This is a genomic window from Marivita sp. S6314 (genome assembly GCF_023015985.1).
Lineage (GTDB): Bacteria > Pseudomonadota > Alphaproteobacteria > Rhodobacterales > Rhodobacteraceae > Marivita.
The window spans coordinates 61,642-81,213 of sequence record NZ_JALKAO010000001.1 but is presented as its reverse complement, the minus strand read 5'-3'; the positions used below and the strand labels follow the sequence as shown (position 1 = coordinate 81,213).

The window sequence follows — 19,572 nt, the reverse complement described above, 5'->3', positions numbered from 1 at the left end:
TTCTCTGGTTTGAAAATACCCTTCGGGGGTGAGGCCGAAGGCCGAGGGGGCAGACAGCCCCCTGCCCGGTCAGCCTGCCATCGCGTCCGTCAGACCTTGCAGCGTGGCCACCGGGTCATCGCTGCGCCAAATCTCTTCGCCGATCCCGAAGAAATCTGTCATTGGCGCCAGTGCCCGCACGGTGTCGAGGCTCAGGCCGCCTTCGGCGACAACCGGCAGTTCGATCATCTGCGACCACCAGTCAAACAGTTCAGCTTCGGCCCGCGATCCATCGCCAAGCGTGGTTTGCCCAACCGGGCCAAAACTGACGTAATCCGCGCCTGCCTCGCCGGCGGTCATCCCGTCATGGCGCGATTGGCTGCAATAGGCCCCGACAATCGCGTCGGCCCCCAGTTCCTTGCGCGCCATTCGCACCGATCGTGCGCCATCCGTGAGATGCACACCGTCCAGACCCAGGCGCTGGGCCAGAACCACATGGGTGTCGATCACCAAAGCCACGTCAAAGCGATGCGCCACCTCGCGCACCACGTCGGCGGCGCGCAGGATGAGGTCTTCGTCCCGAGTCGCCAGCGACAGGCGCAGACAGGCGATCTCGACAGCGTCGAGCACGCGCGACAGGTCTGTCGGAAAATGGCTGAGTTCGATCTCGGGTGGCGTGATCAGGTAAATTTGCGGCTGCTCTGTATCGGACATCTGCGGCCCCTTCTTGGTTGGTCGAGCCCCTATACGATGATTTGGGACGATCCGCCAAGGGCTTGCGCGGGTTGCCCTTTCAGACATGGCGCAATAGGTACGCTCGACCTGTGAAAACGGAGACTGGCACCATGCCCAGCGACACACCTCAACCTGCTTTTGTGCTGGTCCGCCCGCAGATGGGTGAGAATATCGGCGCGGCGGCGCGTGCCATGCTGAATTTCGGGCTTGAACGGATGCGGCTGGTTGCGCCGCGCGACGGCTGGCCGAACCAGAAGGCGGTCGCCATGGCGTCGGGTGCGGGCCGGTTGCTGGACGATGCGGTGCTGGTTGATCGCACGGTGGACGCGGTGGCGGATTGTTCGTTTGTCTTTGCCACGACAGCCCGCCAGCGCGATATGACGAAACCCGTTGTCACCCCGGAACGCGCGATGGAAATGGCGCGCGACAAGATCGCGGCCGGGGAAAAAGTGGCGGTTCTGTTCGGCCCGGAACGCGCCGGGCTGGAAAATGACGACATCGCGCTGGCCAATGCCATCATTTCGGTGCCGGTCAATCCGGAATTTCCCTCGCTCAACCTGGCGCAATGCGTCCTGCTGACAGGGTACGAATGGCGACGGCAGACGTCGGACATCGTGCCGGACACAACCGAGATGGCAGGCACAGATTGGGCCACGGCCATCGAAACGGAAAAGCTGGCGGCGCATTATGAAGACCGGCTTGACGAGGCCGGGTTCTTTTTCCCCGAGACCAAGGCGGACAGTATGAAGCGCAATCTGCGCAACATGTGGTCGCGCATGCCATTGACCCGGGCGGACGTGCAAATGCTGCACGGGGTCCTGCGGCAAATGGTGCGTTGGAAAGAACGTCGCGACTGACTGGACGATCCCCGGGTGCAACCCTACTGTCTGGCAAAATGACGGAGATGGCATGAGCAGCAAACGCAGCATCTTTGAAGAGGTCGGCGCAGAGACGCCGCGGAAAACCGAACCCAAGGGCGGCATGATCGACGCAGGCAAACGCGGCGCGCGCGGCGCGATCCGGATCTGGTTGATGATCCTGTTTGTCCTTGTGATGGTGATGATCGTGGTGGGCGGGCTGACGCGTCTGACCGACAGCGGATTGTCGATCACGGTCTGGGCGCCGATCACTGGCGCAATCCCGCCGCTGACGGCCGAGGATTGGCAGCGCGAATTCGATCTCTACCGCGCGATCCCGGAATACCAGTTGCAAAACGCCGGGATGACCTTGGCCGAGTTCCAGTTCATCTACTGGTGGGAATGGGGCCACCGGCAATTGGGCCGCGTGATCGGTCTTGTCTGGGCGCTGGGCTTTTTCGGCTTCCTGGCGTTTCGCAAGATCCCGACCGGGTGGACCGGGCGGCTGTTTTTTCTGGGTGTTCTGGGCGGCTTGCAGGGGGCGATTGGCTGGTGGATGGTGGCCTCGGGCCTGACCGGCACGATGCTCGATGTGGCCTCTTACCGGTTGGCGACGCATCTGGGGCTGGCCTTTGTCATTCTGGGCTTTATCGCCTGGTACACGTTTGAGCTGGGCCGCGAAGACCGGGACCTGATGCAGGCGCGCCGGTCGCGCGAAACCAAGCTGTTCGGACTGGGCACCGGGCTGCTGCATTTCACCTTTTTGCAGATCCTGCTGGGCGCGCTGGTGGCCGGGATTGACGCGGGCCGCACCTATAATGACTGGCCCTTGTTGGCCGGGGCGTTCCTGCCCCCCTTCCCGTTCGAGCTTGAGCCGATCTGGCGCAACTTCTTTGAAAACGCCGGGCTGGTACAGTTCATGCATCGGATTGCCGGGTACCTGTTGCTGATCTTTGGCACGGTCGTCTGGCTGCGGGCGCGCAAATCGCCCAATGCCGACACGCGCTTCCGCTTCAACGCGGTTTACGCGGTGCTGTGGCTGCAGATGGTGCTTGGGGTGGTGACCGTTCTCTACATGGCCCCGGTCGAAATCGCGATCGTCCACCAGATCGGCGCGGTGATCCTGTGGGTGTTGATCCTGCGGGCCCGGTTCGGCGCCGGATATCCAAAAGAACAATCCATTCGAGGAGCGACCACATGAGCACGGCATATGACGACCTGATGGCCTTCACCCGGGAGACGCAGGCGTTGGGCCAGATTGCCGGTCGTCTGGGATGGGATCAGGAAACCACCATGCCGCGCGGCGCGGCCGCCCAACGGGCCGAGGAAATGGCCGCGCTGGAAGCCGTGTTGCACGCCCGCCGCATGGACCCCCGCGTCGGGGATTGGCTGGAGGCATCCACGCCAACCGACGAGGAGGCCAAGGCCAACCTGCGCCACATCCGCCGCAGTTTCGACCGCGCGTCGAAAGTGCCGACAGACCTCGCGGCAGAGCTGGCGCGGACCACGTCGGTGGCGCAAGGCGTCTGGGCCGAGGCGCGCGCAAATGATGATTTCGCCGCCTTTGCGCCGACGCTGAAACGTGTGCTGGATCTGCGCCGTCAGGAAGGCGCGGCACTGGCGGATGGTGGCGATGCCTATGACGCGTTGTTGCAGGATTACGAGCCCGGCGCGACCGCGGCGGACCTGGAAGCGATGTTCGGCGCCTTGCGGCCCCGCTTGGTCGCGCTGCGCGACGCCGTGCTGGGTGCCCCTGCCCCAACCGCGTTGTCGGGAACCTTTGATGAACCCGCGCAGATGAAGTTGTCGCGTCAGATCGCCAAGGTGTTTGGCTATGACATGAGTCGGGGACGTGTGGACAAGGCGGTCCATCCGTTCAGTTCCGGGTCGGGCAACGACGTGCGGATCACCACGCGCACGGCAGCGAACGATCCGTTCAACTGCATCTATTCGACCATCCACGAGGTCGGGCACGCGGCCTACGAGCAAAACATCGATCAGGCCTACCTGCTGACACCGCTGGGATCCGGCGTGTCGATGGGCGTGCATGAAAGCCAAAGCCGGATTTACGAGAACCAACTGGGCCGGTCCAAGGCGTTTACAGGCTGGCTGCATGGCCAGATGGTTGACGTCTTCGGCGATTTCGGGATCGACGATCCCGCCGCATTCTACGGGACGGTGAACCGGGTCAACAAAGGCTATATCCGCACCGAGGCGGACGAGGCGCAGTATAACCTGCACGTGCTTCTGCGGTTCGATCTGGAGCGGCAGTTGATTGACGGGACGCTTGAGGTCTCGGACCTGGAGGAGGCCTGGAACACGCGGTTCGAGGCCGATTTCGGATACCCTGTCGATAAACCGTCCAACGGCGTGTTGCAGGATGTACACTGGTCCGTGGGCCTGTTTGGCTATTTCGCCACCTACACGCTGGGCAATGTCTATGCCGGGTGCCTGCACGAAGCCTTGCGCAAGGCGGTGCCGGATCTGGATGCGCAACTGGCGGCGGGCGATACCACTGCGGCGACAAGCTGGCTGCGGGACAACGTGCAGCGCTACGGCGGTCTGTATGAGCCGCGCGACGTCATCGAACGCGCCTGCGGGTTTGCGCCGTCCGAGGCGCCGTTGCTGACGTATCTGGAGGCGAAGTTCGGCGAGATTTACGGGGTTTAGGCAAAGTCGGCTGTGCGCAACGGAGATGCTGTTGCGCATCTATAGACACAGGTTGGCTTTGCGCTGGCGCGTCCAGATAACTCCTGAAAAAAGCACGACAAGGACTGCCAAAGTCGTGAAGACGGATTTAGCAATCGTGGCTGTGCTGGCGGCATACACCAGAGGGCCTGAAATACTGGGCCAGCTCCAGATTATGGCAACGATACCAATGTTCTCGATGTAATCGAACACAGCGCTGCTGACGGAAAGGGCGATACCGAAGCGGACCAGTTTGCTTTCTGGTATCCGTTGCCCGATCCAGAGAAACGTGGCGATCAGCGTCAAGGCGAGCATCGCCGGATATAGCGTGTCCAAAGGTATCTGGCGACTAAGATAATACGCGCGCCCCTCGGCGCCGAGTGCCTCAAGAAGCGTGGCGGCGTCTGCAGGGCCATAGCCTAAAGGCCGCATATCAAACGGGATGTGCCCCGAGATTGCCTCGATGTGGGCAAGCGTGACCTTGATCATCAGTAGGTAGATCGATGTCCCAATCGACCCGCAGCCAATCGCGACCACGCCGATGTGCCGGGACAGATTTCCGTTCGTCATTTTGTATCCTCCGTGAACTGTGCCACTCATGGCCCCAGACGGAGACACCCGCATTATCATTTGATAAGGCTTGCCAAGATGGATGTACGGACCTTTCTCACGCAGTCACCTGACTTGTCAGATATGGCCTGCGCAGACGAATTCGCATCTTGCTGGCGACGAAAGCGCGTGAGCAAGGGGGCGCACCTCTCCCGACAAGAACAGCCCGAAACACGTGAATTCATACTGTTGGAAGGATGTCTGGCGAGCAGCATCTGTGACAAGGACGGCAAGGACGTTTGCGTTGGCTTTTACATGGGTCCCTGTGTTGTCACGCCCAATATCGCGCGAACGCGGGACGGCTTGTCTCTTGTGTCCATTGCAGCAACGACGGATGCCACGCTTGCTTGGATGGACAGTGAACTGCTTTCGGATCTGATGCTCTCATCCGAGCCCATCCGGAACTGGGCCAATGCAATCCTGCGAGACGCATTGAGCAAGAAGGCTGAACGCGAGTGGTGCCTCGCGGCGCTTGGAGGTGCCGAGCGGCTCAATTGGTTTCGCCAATCCTTCCCCGGCTATGAAGACATATTTACCCATGCTTTGATTGCGTCTTTTTTGGGCGTCACGCCAGTCACAATGAGCCGTCTGCGTGCCGTCGATAGAAATAGATAGGAAGCTGACCTTTGAATGCGGGGTAACACCCGGCACATCGGGGGCCAACCAGCCATTCGCCTCAACCGGCAAAGCGCAATTTGGTCCGCGACCCACGCGTATCGAAATCCGCAAGCGGATCAATGCGCCCTTGGCGAGGGGTGGACGCGCAGGTTTTTGCGGATCTGGTTCAGTGCAGCGTGAATTCACCCACCAGTTGCTGCCATTCCCCCGAGGCAAGCATTTTGCGGTGCGTGTATTGCACCGAATGCAGCGGGCCATCGATGCTGTCCTGCCAGAATTCGATGAATTCGAACAGCTTGGGGTGATCCGGGGCCAGATCGTATTCTTGCCAGACAAACGTGTTCAGCACGTTCTGGTAATCCGGCATCCGGTAAAACAGCTGCGCCGTAGTCAGGCCATAGCCGCGCAACATGAGTTCGGTTTCGCTAAGTTCAGTCATGCCAACCTCATTCGTTTTTTCTTATGCGACTCAGTTTGCCATGATTTCCTTACTATTCAACAAAAACAGTGTGTTAGCCAGCGCGCTGCCTGAGTGCCAATTCTGGGATGTGGCTGTGGTGGTCATTTGGATTGCAGGCTACATCCTGCATCTGATATAGGTAACCTCAACAAAATATAGACATGCAGACAGCAGGCAATCCACGTGAGCGACACGCCAGAAACTCCTGAGAACGATAGCGAAATGCCGCCAGAGCGCCCCAAATATGACGGGCCGCAGGTGTCGATCACGGATGAAATGAAGTCATCCTACCTCGATTACGCGATGAGCGTGATCGTCAGCCGGGCGATCCCGGATTTGCGGGACGGGCTGAAACCGGTGCACCGGCGTATCCTGTATGCGATGCACGAAAGCGGTAACAGCCACGACAAATCCTACCGCAAATCGGCGCGGCCCGTGGGCGATGTGATGGGGAAATATCACCCGCATGGCGACTCTGCGATCTATGACGCGTTGGTGCGGATGGCGCAGGATTTCTCGATGTCGCTGCCCTTGCTGGATGGTCAGGGCAATTTCGGGTCGATGGATGGCGATAACCCGGCGGCGATGCGCTATACCGAGGTGCGCATGGACAAGCCGGCGGCCTATCTGCTGGCGGATATCGACAAGGACACGGTCGATTTTCAGGATAACTATGACGGCAAGGACCAGGAACCCACGGTCCTGCCGGCCCGCTTCCCGAACATGCTGGTCAATGGGGCCGGTGGTATCGCGGTGGGTATGGCCACCAATATCCCGCCGCACAATCTGGGCGAAGTGGTGGATGCCACGCTGGCCCTGATCGAGGAGCCGGACCTGAGTTCCGAGCAGTTGATCGAATACGTGCCCGGTCCCGACTTTCCGACCGGTGGCATCATGCTTGGCCGCTCCGGCGCGCGGAAGGCGTATCTTGAAGGTCGCGGGTCGGTCATCGTGCGGTCCAAGACCCGCGTCGAGGAGATCCGCAAGGATCGTTGGGCCATCGTGATTGATGAGATCCCCTACCAGGTCAACAAGGCCACCATGATCGAGCGGATCGCCGAAGCCGCCCGCGAGAAGCGGATCGAAGGCATCAGCCACGTTCAGGACGAATCCGACCGCAACGGTGTACGGGTTGTGGTCGAATTGAAACGGGATGCCACGGCCGAGGTGGTGCTGAACCAGCTTTTCCGCTTTACCCCGATGCAGACGTCGTTCGGGTGCAACATGCTGGCCCTGAACGGCGGGCGGCCTGAACAACTGACGCTGCGCAAGTTCCTGACAGCGTTCATTGATTTCCGCGAAGACGTTGTTGCGCGGCGCACCGCGTACCTGCTGCGCAAGGCGCGCGAGCGGAGCCATATCCTGTGTGGTTTGGCCGTAGCGGTCACCAATATCGACGAGATCGTGGCCACCATCCGATCCTCTGCCGATGCCGCCGAAGCGCGCGAACGGTTGATGACGCGGCGCTGGCCTGCGGCGGACATCCTGCCCTATATCGCGCTGATTGATGATCCGACCCATACGGCCAATGACGACGGAACGTACAACCTGTCCGAGACACAGGCGCGGGCGATCCTCGAATTGCGGTTGCAGCGTCTGACGCAGATCGGTGTGAAGGAAGTCACGGACGAACTGGAAGAACTGGCCGGGAAAATCCGGGAATACCTTGAGATTCTGGGATCACGGGACCGCATCATGAGCATCATCGCGGACGAACTCCGCGAGGTGAAAGACCTGTTTGCCGTGCCACGCCGCACCGAGATCGTTGATTGGTCCGGCGACATGGAAGACGAAGACCTGATCGAGCGGGAAGACATGGTCGTGACCGTGACCCAGTCCGGCTACATCAAGCGCACGCCACTGGCCGATTTCCGGGCGCAGAAGCGTGGCGGCAAAGGTCTGTCGGGCATGTCGACCAAGGATGATGATGTCGTCACGCGGCTGTTCGTGGCCAACACGCACACGCAGCTGTTGTTCTTCACCACCGAAGGCATGGTCTACAAGCTCAAGACCTGGCGTTTGCCGCAAGGCGGGCGCACGTCCAAGGGCAAGGCGATCGTGAATATCCTGCCCATTCCGACGGGCGTGTCGATTGCGGCGATCATGCCGGTGGACCGGGACGAAACAGAATGGGCCGATCTGCAGATCATCTTTGCAACCAGTGCAGGAGATGTGCGGCGTAACGCCTTGTCAGACTTCACAAATGTGATGCGCAACGGCAAGATTGCGATGGACCTTCCCGACGGTGTCGAACTGGTTAATGCGCGCATCGCGTCCGAAGATGACGACGTGATGCTGGTCACCGATGCCGGGCGCGCGATCCGCTTCCGGACGACGGATGTCCGGGTGTTCAAGGGCCGCAAATCCACCGGTGTGCGCGGCATTCGCCTGAACAACGGCGACCGCGTGGTCAGCATGGCGGTGATCCGGCATTTCGAAGCTGATCCCGCGGAACGGGCCGCGTATCTCAAGATGCGCCGCGCTGTGGCCGGGCTGGCGGATGACGCCGAGATTGATGACGAGGACGGTGTTGCGCCGGGTTCGATTACGCAGGAACGTTACGCCGAAATGTCGGCGGCAGAGAACCTGATCCTGACGATCACCGCCAAGGGCGCAGGCAAGCTGTCCTCAAGCCATGACTACCCGGTCCGAGGCCGTGGCGGTCAGGGGGTTCAGGCCATCGACAAGGCCATGCGGGGCGGTACGCTGGTGGCATGTTTCCCGGTCGACATGGATGACCAGATCATGCTGGCCACGTCCAAGGGGCAGTCCATCCGGGTCCCGGTGGACGGCATTTCCTTCCGGTCCCGCAGCGCGGGCGGCGTGAAGGTGTTCAACACGGGCGCGGATGAAGAAGTGGTCTCTGTTGCATGGATCGCCGATCAGGGGGATGAGGCAGACGAGCCGACCGAAGAATAAGCTCGGCACCTCAACACACTGATACAATGACATAAAAGCAGCGCAGGGACACATCCCGCGCTGCTTTTTTCTTGGCTGTCGAGTGCGGAGCGTCTGCGCCGCCTTCAATGCCTTACGCAGGATTTCACACCCTTTTCACACGGGCCCTGTCGCATGGTCTGGTATTCCTGACCTGCGCTTACCCGGCGTCAGGTGTATAAGAGACGTAGAAAGGATAGTTCCCCGCAGCACGGCAGACTTTATCAATATTCCTCCCTGTTGGTCTGATTGGACATATCCAATCTCGTGCTGCCCAAAGTCATTTGTTCCACTTTGTTTCCAACAAGTCCTTTTTTTGAAATGTGTCGGGGTCGACCCTCATTTGATCCCGGCACGGCATTTTAGAACGCGAGCCCGATCATCTGTTCAAGGATGGTCGGGCATATTTCCCGGAGCCTGTTCATGTCGGCCCTCCTTGATCTCATGCGCGCGTATCCCGACCTGCTTCAGCTGAGCGGTGTGATCGGATCGATCATTTACGTTGGTGGGTTTGCGCTGGTTCAATCCGGGCGCACCTGCGGCAACGGCGCGGTTTATTCGGCAAGCAAGGTAATCGCGGCCCTGCTGGTATTGATCAGCCTTGTGGGCGCATTCAACCTTGGTGCGTTTCTGATCCAGATCGGTTTTATCACCTTCGGCATCATCGGGCTGTTTCGGCAGGGACAGACAAAATCCGCGATCCATGAGGACCCCACAGCGTCGTCGGATGTGGTCGTGCTCAGACGGCCAATCGGCTATGCCCCCCGCGCACCTGCGCCTCAAGATGACTGGCAAGCGATTTGCGATTGGGAAAGGCGTCCACCCGGACCGGTGGGTGATACACCAGTTCGACTTTGCCCTGCCGGGATTGCGCCAGCACCTTGATCAAGTGTGCGCCGAACCCCATGTCCCCCCACCAGCCATAAAACCGCGGGTCTTCGCCTTCTGGCGGGTGATAGATCACCGTCACGGGCTGAATATGCATGTCGTGCATCAGGTTGTCCGAAAAGAACGCCGCAAACAATGTGGGTTTGAAGGCCAGCACCCGGGCCCCATCGGTTGAGGTGCCTTCGGGGAAAAACAGCAACCGATGCCCGTGCTGCAGACGCTCTTCGAACACCGCAAGCTGGGCCTTGGCATCGCGCCGGTCGCGGCGGATGAACACGGTGCCTGTCGCGCGCGCCAACCAGCCGATCCCAGGCCAGGAGGCGACTTCCGATTTCGAAACGAAATAGACATTCTTGCGTGCGTTCAAGGCAAAGATGTCCAGCCAGGAACTGTGGTTGGCCACCACAGCGCCGCGCACTTTCATGCGCGGACCGCGCACCAGCATCGGCAGACCCAGGATCACGAACGCCGCACGGCACACCGCCTGGGTGATATATGGCGTCAGCGGGCGATCGACGCCAAAGATCGGCCGTTCCACAAGCCGGATCAGCAGCAGGACCGCAAGCCCGCCGAACACAAGTGTCCCGAGACCGGTTCCGCGAAGCGCCACACGGACCCATCCCATCGGTGTGATCGGAGGGGTCTCGATCGGATCATGGCTGTCCCATGTCGGTGTGCTCATGCAGAGGACCTCATCCGTCGGGCCAAACCCTGCTGTTTGAGCGTGTCGGTTTCAAGCAGCAGGCAGACATCCACCGTGTTGAACGCGTGGTCCACGTAGACGCCCTCGCCAATGACGCCACCGATCTTGAGATAGGACTTGATCAGCGCCGGAGTGTCCCGCATCGCGGTCTTCCGGTTGATCTGATCGCGCGGCAGGAGCGGCATGGGCAGTGGCATCCGTGAGCGCACCCGAATGGGCGCAGGCGCAAGATAGGCATCGTGCAGGTGCGACACGGGATGCAGAAGGCTGTTCAGATCGGTGCCCCGAAAACTGGCCACCCCGAACATCAGGTCGATATCCCGCGCAGCAACATAGCCCGCCAACGCTTGCCACATTGCCAGCAACCCCGCGCCGCCGCGATATTTGGGATGCAAACAGGACCGGCCAAGCTCAAGAACTGTCCGCTTGGTCTGTGTCAGGCACGCAAGATCGAATTCAGAAGCCGAATAGAACCGCCCGGCTTTGGCGGCGTGGTCCCGGGTCATCAGCCGGTAGACGCCAACGACCCCGTCATTGTCACCATCCACAAGCCGCGAATCCCGCAGCAACAGGTGGTCGGCATAAGGGTCGAACGCATCTGTCTCAAGGCTTCGCGCGTGGTCGACACCGGGTCCGTCGCTGCCCATCTCCTGCACAAAAACGCGGTATCGCAGCCGTTGCGCGGAACGGATGTCGGCCTCTGTTTGCGCCAGGGACGCATGTAAGAAAGGGGCGTTCTGAAGCATCTCATCCACGCAGCACGTTGCACAGACAGTGTAATCCCCGCCTCTGGTCCACGCAACGCGATGAAAAACGCGCGACAAGTTGGGCGGAATGCGTTAATGAAATATCAACCTTTGGTTGAATATCTACTCGTCAAACACTGGAAGCAAGCCAATGCGCGACCCATCAATGACCACTTTGCCAACCTCGCGGAAATTGACCGTGATCCGATTGCCGATGTTGGATTGCACCTGTCCGATGCCCCAATCCGGTTCATCCGGGTGGCGGACCAGCGAACCCGGTTCCAGAATGCCGTTGAGGTCGGTCATGTGTGGGCTCCTTGCCATGTGTCGGAGAACATAGTGCAGCACCCCCCATCTTCATTGGCCGCATTGATCGGATCGCGGATTTGCCACGACCTTATCAACCCTCTTGGCGCGATTTCCAATGGGTTGGAACTGGTTTCACTCACCGCACCAAGCCCGGCAAGTCCGGAAATGATGCTGATCCAGCAAAGCTGTGACAACGCAACCGCGCGAATCCAGTTTTTCCGCATCGCCTTCGGCGGGGCGGGCGACAGTCGCACCATTCCCAATGCGCAGGCCGCGCGCACCCTTGCCGACCACTATGTCGGCACCCGCCTTCGCACAGAATGGACGCTGTACCACGATATTGGCCGCGACGCGGTGCAACTGGCCTACCTGGCCGTGCTCTGCGCGGAAACGGCGCTGCAACAAGGCGGGCTTTTGTCGGTTGGATCAGACGGTCCGGATCTGATCATCACCGGACAAGGCCCGGTTTGCGTGCCGGATCGGGACTTGTGGGCGATCTTGTCCATGACCGGTGGCGCGCCCCTGCCAGAGCTGCGCCCGGCCCATGTCCAGTTCGCTTTGTTGCGCCATCTTAGCGCCGATGACGCGCTTGCGGTCGAGGACGGGTCAGCCGACGGTCGGATCATGCTGCGCCTGACCCTGCCCCAAACCCCGAATTCGGGGCTGCAGGGCGTCGACCACTGAGCGCACGTGATCCGAGATCGGTCCGGGGCGCGCAGGATCCAGCAGCGTTGTGAGCATCTGCTCGGTTGGGTGCGCGCGTCGGGTCCATCGCAGCCCCCGCAGGATCTGTTCCGCGTCATGTGGCAGCCTGTCCGGGATCTCTTGCCCAGCCAATGTGGCCCAGACACAGGCCCAGGCGCGTCCAACGCTCCACGGATTGTACCCGCCGCCGCCGGACACGATCAGCCGCGAGGCCAACGGCCGCAACGCCCACACGGCGCGGATATGGCAGCGGTTTGACAAGGTCAGGCGCGACAGCGGGTCTTCGGTCACCGCATCCGCGCCACATTGTAGGTAGATCGCATCGGGCGCGTGCGCGTCCACGGCAGGCAGGATCAGGTCATTGAGGATCAGATCAAATTCCGTGTCGTTGAACCCGCGTGGCACGGGGATATTCAACGCCGCCCCACCCGCATTATCCTCAAGCGCGCCGGTGAACGGCCAGCGCTTGTCTTCATGCACCGAGATCATGCGAACCTGGCGCGATCCATGAAACGCCACCGCGACACCGTCGCAATGATGGGCGTCGATATCGACATAGGCGATCCGCGTCAGGCCCATCTGAAGCAGGCGCTGGATCGTTAACACCGGTTCGTTGATATAACAAAACCCGTTGGCGCGGTCCGGCAATCCGTGATGGGTGCCACCACCCGGATTATACGCCACCCCGCCGGTCCGGACGAGCTCGGCCGCAAGCAAACCGCCCCCCGCCGCAGTGGCGGGTCGGCGGTACATTTCCGGAAAGACCGGGTTGGAGAGCGTGCCAAGCCCGTAGGCAAGATCCGTGTTCTGCGTGACTTCGGACCGCTGCAACGCGGTGATGTAGTCTTTTGAATGAAAGCCATAGAGGGCACCCGGCTTGGCGCAGGGGCTGGTACGATACCGGTCCGTAGGCAGCCATCCCAGCGTTCGGCACAGATCGGTGACCGTGGGCACGCGCGGGATCGACAAGGGGTGATGCGCACCATAGCTGGATCCGCGATAGATCCGCGCGCCAATAAAAACCGGGTCAGACATGGGCATGAGATAGGCCGGTCCCCGCGCAGGCCAAAATGCGGCACCGCATTTTGACCTTCCGTCGACGGAGGGTCACCCGGCTTCGGCCTTTTCCGACAATTCAAGCCACAGGTCTTCGGCGTCGGCCAGCGCTGTCTGGCGTGCCACCAGTGCTTCGCTGGCTTTCTTGAACTTTACAGGTTCCCGCGTGAACAGTTCTGGGTCTGCCATCAGGCCTTCGAGCTTTGCGATCTCGGCTGTCAGCCTGTCAATTTCGGCAGGCAGCGCTTCAAGCCTGTGCTTTTCGGTAAAGCTCAGCCCGGTCTTTGGCTTGGCGGCCTCGGGTTTGGGTTGGGCCTGTTTTGCTTGCGGTTTCGGCGACGCGGCTGTTGTCGGTTCGGCCTGTCGTTGCGATTGGTAATCGCTCCACCCGCCGGCATAGACCGTGGCCCGGCCCTTGCCTTCCATGGCAACGGTCGTGGTGGCGACGCGGTCCAGAAAGTCCCGGTCGTGGCTGATCAACAGCACGGTGCCATCGTAGTCGCCCAGCAGATCCTGCAACAGATCCAGCGTTTCGACATCCAGATCATTGGTGGGTTCGTCCAAAACCAGCAGGTTTGATTCCCGCGCCATGATCCGCGCCAGCAGCAGACGCGCCTTTTCGCCCCCCGACAGGGACCGTACCGGCGCGCGCGCCTGACTGTCATCGAACAGGAACTCCTTAAGATACCCCACCACATGTCGCGGCATCCCCCGCACCATGATCTGATCGGCCTTGCCCGACACCCGCATCTCGGGGTCACCGGTGAGGTTTTCCCACAAGCTGAGATCGCCATTCAACTGCGCGCGGGTCTGATCAAAAACGGCGGGCACGAGGTTTGTGCCCAGTTTGACCGTCCCCTCATCCGGTGGGATTTCGCCGGTCAGCATGCGGATCAGGGTGGTTTTGCCAACGCCGTTTGGACCCACAAACGCCACGCGGTCCCCGCGCTGCACGGTTAATGAGAAATCCCGCAGAATGACCGTGTCGCCAAAGGTCTTTTTCAGGCCCTTGGCCTCGATCACCTTGCGTCCGGATTTCGGCCCCGACGCCAGCGCCATCGCAGCGGTGTCCTGACGCTGGATCAGTGACGCGCGTTCCTGCCGCAGGTCCTTGAGCGCGCGTACGCGGCCCATATTGCGCTTGCGTCGGGCGCTGATGCCTTCCACGGCCCATCGGGCCTCGGCCTTGATCTTGCGATCCATCTTGTGACGCTGGAGGTCTTCCTCTTCCCAGGTTTTGTCGCGCCAGGCCTCAAAAGCTGCAAAGCCCTTTTCCTGTCGCCGCACCTGGCCCCGGTCGATCCAGAGCGTGGCGCGGGTGAGTTCGGTCAGAAAGCGCCGGTCGTGGCTGATCAGGACAAACCCTTTGCGGGTGCGCTTGAGTTCGTCCTCCAGCCAGCCAATGGCTTCGATATCAAGGTGGTTTGTCGGCTCGTCGAGCAACATCAGTTCAGGGTCCTGCGCCATCAGCCGGGCCAAGGCCGCACGACGCCGTTCGCCGCCCGATGCCGTGGCGACCAGACGGTCAGGATCGAATTTCAGCCCCTCGCCCGCGCGTTCCACCTTGTAAAGCTCGGACGGATCGAGCCCGTGCATCGCGTATTCCCCCAGCGTGTCAAAGGCGCTCAGGTCCGGGTCTTGTTCCATATAGCCCACGCTGACACCGGGCGACACGACGCGGTCGCCGGTATCGGCCTCGACCAGCCCGGCCATGACTTTCATCAGGGTGGATTTGCCCGATCCATTGCGCCCGACAAGCGCCACCCGGTCGCCCGGTTGGACAATCAGACCAAGATCATGGAACACCGGATCGCCCCCGAAGGTGAGCGAGATATCGTTGAGTTGTAAAAGAGGTATCACAGCCATGACGTGGCGCTACGGTGCGGGACCGGTAAGGTCAAGGGGGCCAGCCGGATCGCCTTGCGCGGCCAGCGCCAGCGCACGCAAGCGGGCCTTGCGCGGCTCCGGGATCGCGGCGACCTCCATCCCGGTAAACACGTGTTGGGTCTTCAGGTCCGGGTCGATGACAAGCTGATCCCCGACCCAACCGCCCATACCCAGATAGGCCCGCAACAAGGGCGGCAGCGCGACGTCCGGCGCGGCAGACTCAGACAGCGCGATGGCGTCCGGCGAACGTGCCCTTGGCCGCAGATCAGCTGGCCCAAGATGATGACGGTAGAGCGTTGCAAAACAGGCGCTGTGGCAGGCAGGATCGACGCCCGGGAACGAACTGCATCCAATCAGCATGTGAACATCGTAGGCATCCACCAACGTGCCGATGGCGGCCCAGGCCAATCGGATGGCCGTGGTGTCAATCGCGCCATTGGCATGGCAAAACCGCCCAAGTTCCAGAAACCGCTGGTGGCGTTTGGTCAGGGGCGACAGATCATAGGCCTGCCCGGTATAGGTGCTGGACAAGCGCGCAGCCGACACGATCCGCAGGCGGAAGGCCACAAGATTTTGCCGGTGCGGGCCTGTCACCGTGCCATGCCAGGACACCGCATCAAAGGCATCCGCGTCCATCCGCCCCTGACGAAAGCTCTGCCCGCGCAATTGCAGCGCGTCGGCCTGTAGCTCTGGCGTGCGATCAATCCGTGCCCGGTACGCCCCCAGCGCCAGATCAACCCGCAGATCAGGGGCAGCGACATCGCATTCTGCGACGTCTGCCATGATCAATTGAAGAAATCTGCTGCGTTGATGCCGCCGATATTGCCGAAGAGCTTGCGGATAAAGTTGATATCGCCATCGCCAGACCGCGTGATCCGACGTGTCAGCGGCACAACCTGCCCGTCCTGCAACCCGTAGCGTTCGATATTTTCGACAACACCCGCCTGATCAAAGGTGATGGCCAGCACCTGGCGGTCCACCACTTCGGGGCGACGCCATGCGAAATGGCGCACGTCGCTTTCGATGTAATAGAACCCGGATTCATTCAGCGTGCCCGAGGTTGACGGAACACCCACCAGATCCTCGACTGTGCCCCGTGTGTCGACACCGGGGACGATTTGCTGAAGCTCATCTTCGGATGGCACATAGCCATGTGTGCGGTATTGTGCGGTGCATCCTGCCAGGACAACAAGCGCAAGCGCCCCAAGTCCGATCCTGAGTCTCGATCCGTTGCCCTGCATAGCGCCTCTCTTGCGTTGGCGTTCACTGCCTTCTATCTCGATTACACGGCCTTTGGCCTGCGTTCAAGCAAAGGGTGCACACTAGATATGCCACAATCGGCCCTCAAACCCGGAGAATTCCGCGTCCACGATCTGTCGACGCGGCATCCGACCCCATTCGAAATCCGTCCGGACGCTGCGGCGCGGGACGCTCTTGCCGATCAATTGGGGCTGTCAGCGCTGAAAAAGCTGCGGTTCGAGGGCGAGATTGCGCCGGCGGGTGCGCAGGGCTGGTCCTTGCGGGGCACGTTGGGGGCAACCGTGGTGCAGCCCTGTGTTGTGACCCTTGAACCGGTCACAACCCGGATCGACGAACATGTGGAACGCACCTACGTTCCGGCAGAGTATTTCGACATCGGCGAAGAAGGCGCGGAAACCGAGATGCCGGAGGACACCAGCACCGAACTGCTGGGCGCGGTCATTTCCGCGGTGGCGGTGATGGAAGAATCGCTGTTGCTTGCCCTGCCCCAATACCCGCGCAGCGAAGGCGTCGATCTGGGAGAAGCGGTGTTTGCAGAAGACGGCGTGACGCCCATGAAAGACGAAGATACCAAGCCCTTTGCCGGTTTGGCGGCGTTGCGCGATCAGCTGGACAAAAAGACCTGACGCCCGGTCCAGAAAACGCTTGCGGATTTCAAGTTTGCCCCTATGTTCGCGCCTTCATCCGAGGTGGGGGGTTGCCCCCCGGCCCGAGTTTCCCGTAAGAGGCCGGACACACCCGAAACGCGGCATGGCGAGCATGCCACAGGTAATAGATAATTGAGGTTGAGACATGGCTGTCCAACAGAACAAAGTATCAAAATCGCGTCGCAACAACCGTCGCGCACATGACGCTCTGGTCGCTGCGAACCCGAACGAATGCACCAACTGCGGCGAGCTGAAGCGCCCGCACCACGTGTGCCCGTCCTGCGGACATTACGCGGACCGCGAAGTGATCGCGCAGGCCGACGAAATCGACTTGGACGAAGACGCAGCATAAGCAACGAAAAGGCGTACCTCTCTGCATGACCTCGTCGCAGGATCATATGAAAGCGGGAGATGCGCCAATTGTGCTTTCAATCGACGCTATGGGCGGCGATCTTGGGCCGGAGGCAATTGTCTCCGGCATGTCTCGTTCTGCACAATCAAACCCTGACATTCGGTTTCTGGTTTGCGGACCAGAGGCCGAACTCACGCGTCTGATTGAGCGCCGCAAAGAGCTTGCCGGGCGGTGCGAAGTTCGCAACGCAACCGACATCGTGTCGATGACGGACAAGCCCAGCCATGTCATGCGCCATGGCAAGGACACGTCCATGTGGGCGGCGATTGATGCGGTGCGCAACAAGGAAGCCACGGTCGCGGTGTCCTGTGGCAATACCGGCGCGCTGATGGCGCTGTCGATGATCCGCCTGCGCAAGCTGCCCGGCGTCAACCGCCCTGCCATTGCGATCCTGTGGCCCTCGCGCAATCCGCAAGGGTTCAACGTGATGCTGGACGTGGGCGCAGATATTCGCGCCGATGCCGAGGATCTTTTGCAATACGCCCTGATGGGCGTGTCTTACGCGCGCAACGGTCTTGAACTTGACCGTCCGCGTGTCGGTTTGCTCAATGTCGGCACCGAAGAACACAAGGGCCGCGCCGAATTGAAAGAGGCGCATGACCTGATTTCCAACGCCTCCGACCGCGCCCAGTTCGAATTTGTCGGCTTTGTCGAAGGCGGCGATATTCCTGGTGAGGCCTGCGACGTGATTGTCACCGACGGCTTTACCGGCAATGTCGCGTTGAAGACCGGCGAAGGCACCGCATCGCTGATCGGCGACCGGCTCAAAGAAGCGTTTGCCTATTCCCTGCTGTCAAAGATTGCGTCCGTTCTTGCCTTGACGTCGCTGCGCCGTCTGCAAAAGAAAATTGATCCCCGCCGCGTCAATGGCGGGGTTTTTCTTGGCTTGAACGGCACGGTTGTGAAATCGCACGGATCGGCTGATGCCACAGGCGTGTCCGCGGCAATCCGGCTTGCGCATCAACTGGCACAATCGGGCTTTTCAGACCGGCTTGCTGCGCGATTGGCGTCGATTTCAGATGTTGCGGCCGACACACTTGCTGACCATCACGACACCGAGGAGAGCCCAAAATGACCACACGCGCGGTTGTCGTTGGACTTGGGCATTACCTTCCTGAACGTGTGGTGCCGAATTCCGAATTCGAAGCCTCACTGGACACATCGGATCAATGGATCCGCTCCCGGTCGGGCATTGAACGGCGTCATTTCGCGGCAGAGGGGGAAACCACCTCTGATCTGGCCACGCAGGCCGCGAAAAAGGCCCTGCGATCTGCAGGGCTTGAGGCGAACGATCTGGACGCCATCGTTCTGGCCACCTCCACAGCCGATCTGACCTTTCCGTCAGCAGCCACCATGGTGCAATCCGCCATCGGGATGACACGCGGGTTTGCTTTTGACGTTCAGGCCGTCTGCGCCGGGTTCGTCTACGCGATGGCCAACGCAAACGCATTGATCGTGTCCGGTCAGGCCAAGCGCGTCATGGTGATCGGTGCGGAAACCTTCAGCCGGATCATGGACTGGACCGACCGCAGCACCTGCGTGCTGTTTGGTGACGGTGCCGGGGCGGTCATCCTTGAAGCGCAGGACGGCGTTGGGGACAAGACTGACCGGGGTATCCTGTCCGTCGATCTGAACTCGGACGGGCAATACAGGGATATCCTTTACGTCGATGGCGGGGTCAGCACGCATACGACCGGCTATTTGCGGATGCAGGGCAAGGAAGTCTTCCGCCACGCCGTTGAGAAACTTGCAAAAACCGCGACCACGGCGATGGAGAAGATCGACCTGTCAAATGATGAGGTCGACTGGATTGTCCCGCATCAGGCCAATATCCGGATCATTCAGGGCACCGCCAAGAAGCTCGGCCTGTCGATGGATCATGTGGTGGTCACCGTTCAGGACCACGGAAACACATCTGCAGCTTCAATTCCGCTGGCCCTTTCGGTGGGAGTCGAACGCGGCCAGATCAAGACCGGGGATGTGGTTGTCACCGAAGCCATCGGCGGCGGTTTGGCCTGGGGGGCCGTTGTCCTGCGCTGGTAGGCAAATTTCCTCTAAATTCCTGCGCGCAAGCCA

The 19,572-nt window shown here is 60.8% G+C and carries 21 protein-coding genes; 10 read left to right on the top strand and 11 right to left on the bottom strand.

Translation table 11 applies throughout. From position 1 onward, the window contains the following. Positions 1 to 69 precede the first annotated feature (69 nt). Positions 70 to 693, bottom strand: coding sequence for a thiamine phosphate synthase (locus tag MWU54_RS00400; protein ID WP_247080070.1), 624 nt, complete (start codon positions 691 to 693; stop codon positions 70 to 72). Between the two features lie 131 nt (positions 694 to 824). Here MWU54_RS00400 and MWU54_RS00395 point away from each other — a divergent pair, with 131 nt between their 5' ends. From MWU54_RS00395 to MWU54_RS00385, 3 genes are read left to right on the top strand one after another with little or no spacing between them, the layout of a single operon-like run. Beyond that, positions 825 to 1,571 (top strand): RNA methyltransferase, encoded by a 747-nt coding sequence (locus MWU54_RS00395; RefSeq protein ID WP_247080069.1) that lies wholly within the window; start codon positions 825 to 827, stop codon positions 1,569 to 1,571. 52 nt (positions 1,572 to 1,623) lie between these two features. Continuing rightward, entirely contained in the window at positions 1,624 to 2,772 is a 1,149-nt protein-coding gene (ctaA, locus tag MWU54_RS00390) for a heme A synthase (protein ID WP_247080068.1), read from the top strand. Then, positions 2,769 to 4,241: a carboxypeptidase M32 gene (locus MWU54_RS00385; RefSeq protein WP_247080067.1), complete on the top strand. Its 1,473-nt coding sequence runs from the start codon at positions 2,769 to 2,771 to the stop codon at positions 4,239 to 4,241. Before ctaA ends, MWU54_RS00385 begins: the two co-directional genes overlap by 4 nt. 39 nt (positions 4,242 to 4,280) lie before the next feature. Here MWU54_RS00385 and MWU54_RS00380 read toward each other — a convergent pair whose 3' ends face one another. Continuing rightward, entirely contained in the window at positions 4,281 to 4,829 is a 549-nt protein-coding gene (locus tag MWU54_RS00380; RefSeq protein WP_247080066.1) for a hypothetical protein, read from the bottom strand. 78 nt (positions 4,830 to 4,907) lie between these two features. Between MWU54_RS00380 and MWU54_RS00375 the strand changes: the two genes are divergently transcribed. Then, positions 4,908 to 5,483: a Crp/Fnr family transcriptional regulator gene (locus MWU54_RS00375; RefSeq protein WP_247080065.1), complete on the top strand. Its 576-nt coding sequence runs from the start codon at positions 4,908 to 4,910 to the stop codon at positions 5,481 to 5,483. A 169-nt stretch (positions 5,484 to 5,652) separates the two neighbouring features. Here MWU54_RS00375 and MWU54_RS00370 read toward each other — a convergent pair whose 3' ends face one another. Further along, positions 5,653 to 5,925 carry an usg protein gene (locus tag MWU54_RS00370; RefSeq protein WP_247080064.1) on the bottom strand — a complete coding sequence of 91 codons (273 nt, stop codon included), beginning with the start codon at positions 5,923 to 5,925 and terminating at the stop codon, positions 5,653 to 5,655. 243 nt (positions 5,926 to 6,168) lie between these two features. Between MWU54_RS00370 and gyrA the strand changes: the two genes are divergently transcribed. Beyond that, positions 6,169 to 8,865 carry a DNA gyrase subunit A gene (gene gyrA, locus MWU54_RS00365; RefSeq protein WP_247081007.1) on the top strand — a complete coding sequence of 899 codons (2,697 nt, stop codon included), beginning with the start codon at positions 6,169 to 6,171 and terminating at the stop codon, positions 8,863 to 8,865. A gap of 405 nt (positions 8,866 to 9,270) precedes the next feature. On the opposite strand, the gene MWU54_RS00360 is transcribed toward gyrA, so the two are convergent. From MWU54_RS00360 to MWU54_RS00345, 4 genes are all read right to left on the bottom strand, one after another. Next, positions 9,271 to 9,588, bottom strand: coding sequence for a hypothetical protein (locus MWU54_RS00360; protein ID WP_247080063.1), 318 nt, complete (start codon positions 9,586 to 9,588; stop codon positions 9,271 to 9,273). A 34-nt stretch (positions 9,589 to 9,622) separates the two neighbouring features. After that, a complete protein-coding gene (locus tag MWU54_RS00355; protein ID WP_247080062.1) occupies positions 9,623 to 10,453 on the bottom strand; it encodes a lysophospholipid acyltransferase family protein in 831 nt (276 codons plus the stop codon). Beyond that, positions 10,450 to 11,220, bottom strand: coding sequence for a GNAT family N-acyltransferase (locus tag MWU54_RS00350; protein ID WP_247081006.1), 771 nt, complete (start codon positions 11,218 to 11,220; stop codon positions 10,450 to 10,452). Before MWU54_RS00350 ends, MWU54_RS00355 begins: the two co-directional genes overlap by 4 nt. Positions 11,221 to 11,343: 123 nt before the next feature. Then, positions 11,344 to 11,526, bottom strand: a complete 183-nt coding sequence (locus MWU54_RS00345; RefSeq protein WP_247080061.1) for a DUF3553 domain-containing protein — start codon at positions 11,524 to 11,526, stop codon at positions 11,344 to 11,346. A gap of 33 nt (positions 11,527 to 11,559) precedes the next feature. On the opposite strand from MWU54_RS00345, the gene MWU54_RS00340 reads away from it, so the two are divergent. Next, positions 11,560 to 12,213 carry a histidine phosphotransferase family protein gene (locus MWU54_RS00340; protein WP_247080060.1) on the top strand — a complete coding sequence of 218 codons (654 nt, stop codon included), beginning with the start codon at positions 11,560 to 11,562 and terminating at the stop codon, positions 12,211 to 12,213. Here the strand turns inward: MWU54_RS00340 and MWU54_RS00335 are convergent. The 4 genes from MWU54_RS00335 to bamE form a co-directional block, all read right to left on the bottom strand. Further along, positions 12,136 to 13,269, bottom strand: coding sequence for an acetoin utilization protein AcuC (locus MWU54_RS00335; protein WP_247080059.1), 1,134 nt, complete (start codon positions 13,267 to 13,269; stop codon positions 12,136 to 12,138). The two genes, MWU54_RS00340 and MWU54_RS00335, sit on opposite strands and share 78 nt — an antisense overlap. 72 nt (positions 13,270 to 13,341) lie before the next feature. Next, positions 13,342 to 15,156 carry an ABC-F family ATP-binding cassette domain-containing protein gene (locus tag MWU54_RS00330; protein ID WP_247080058.1) on the bottom strand — a complete coding sequence of 605 codons (1,815 nt, stop codon included), beginning with the start codon at positions 15,154 to 15,156 and terminating at the stop codon, positions 13,342 to 13,344. 9 nt (positions 15,157 to 15,165) lie between these two features. Beyond that, a complete protein-coding gene (locus MWU54_RS00325; RefSeq protein ID WP_247080057.1) occupies positions 15,166 to 15,960 on the bottom strand; it encodes a GNAT family N-acyltransferase in 795 nt (264 codons plus the stop codon). A 2-nt stretch (positions 15,961 to 15,962) separates the two neighbouring features. Further along, positions 15,963 to 16,418 (bottom strand): outer membrane protein assembly factor BamE, encoded by a 456-nt coding sequence (gene bamE, locus MWU54_RS00320; RefSeq protein ID WP_247080056.1) that lies wholly within the window; start codon positions 16,416 to 16,418, stop codon positions 15,963 to 15,965. Positions 16,419 to 16,505: 87 nt separating this feature from the next. On the opposite strand from bamE, the gene MWU54_RS00315 reads away from it, so the two are divergent. The 4 genes from MWU54_RS00315 to MWU54_RS00300 all read left to right on the top strand — a co-directional run bounded on the left by MWU54_RS00315 (position 16,506) and on the right by MWU54_RS00300 (position 19,539). After that, on the top strand, positions 16,506 to 17,063 hold the full coding sequence (locus tag MWU54_RS00315; protein ID WP_247080055.1) for a DUF177 domain-containing protein: 558 nt from the start codon (positions 16,506 to 16,508) through the stop codon (positions 17,061 to 17,063). A 166-nt stretch (positions 17,064 to 17,229) separates the two neighbouring features. Then, a complete protein-coding gene (gene rpmF, locus MWU54_RS00310) occupies positions 17,230 to 17,436 on the top strand; it encodes a 50S ribosomal protein L32 (RefSeq protein WP_247080054.1) in 207 nt (68 codons plus the stop codon). Between the two features lie 25 nt (positions 17,437 to 17,461). After that, on the top strand, positions 17,462 to 18,571 hold the full coding sequence (gene plsX, locus MWU54_RS00305) for a phosphate acyltransferase PlsX (protein ID WP_247080053.1): 1,110 nt from the start codon (positions 17,462 to 17,464) through the stop codon (positions 18,569 to 18,571). Continuing rightward, complete coding sequence (locus MWU54_RS00300) at positions 18,568 to 19,539, top strand: beta-ketoacyl-ACP synthase III (RefSeq protein ID WP_247080052.1); 972 nt, start codon at positions 18,568 to 18,570, stop codon at positions 19,537 to 19,539. Before plsX ends, MWU54_RS00300 begins: the two co-directional genes overlap by 4 nt. Positions 19,540 to 19,572 lie beyond the last annotated feature (33 nt).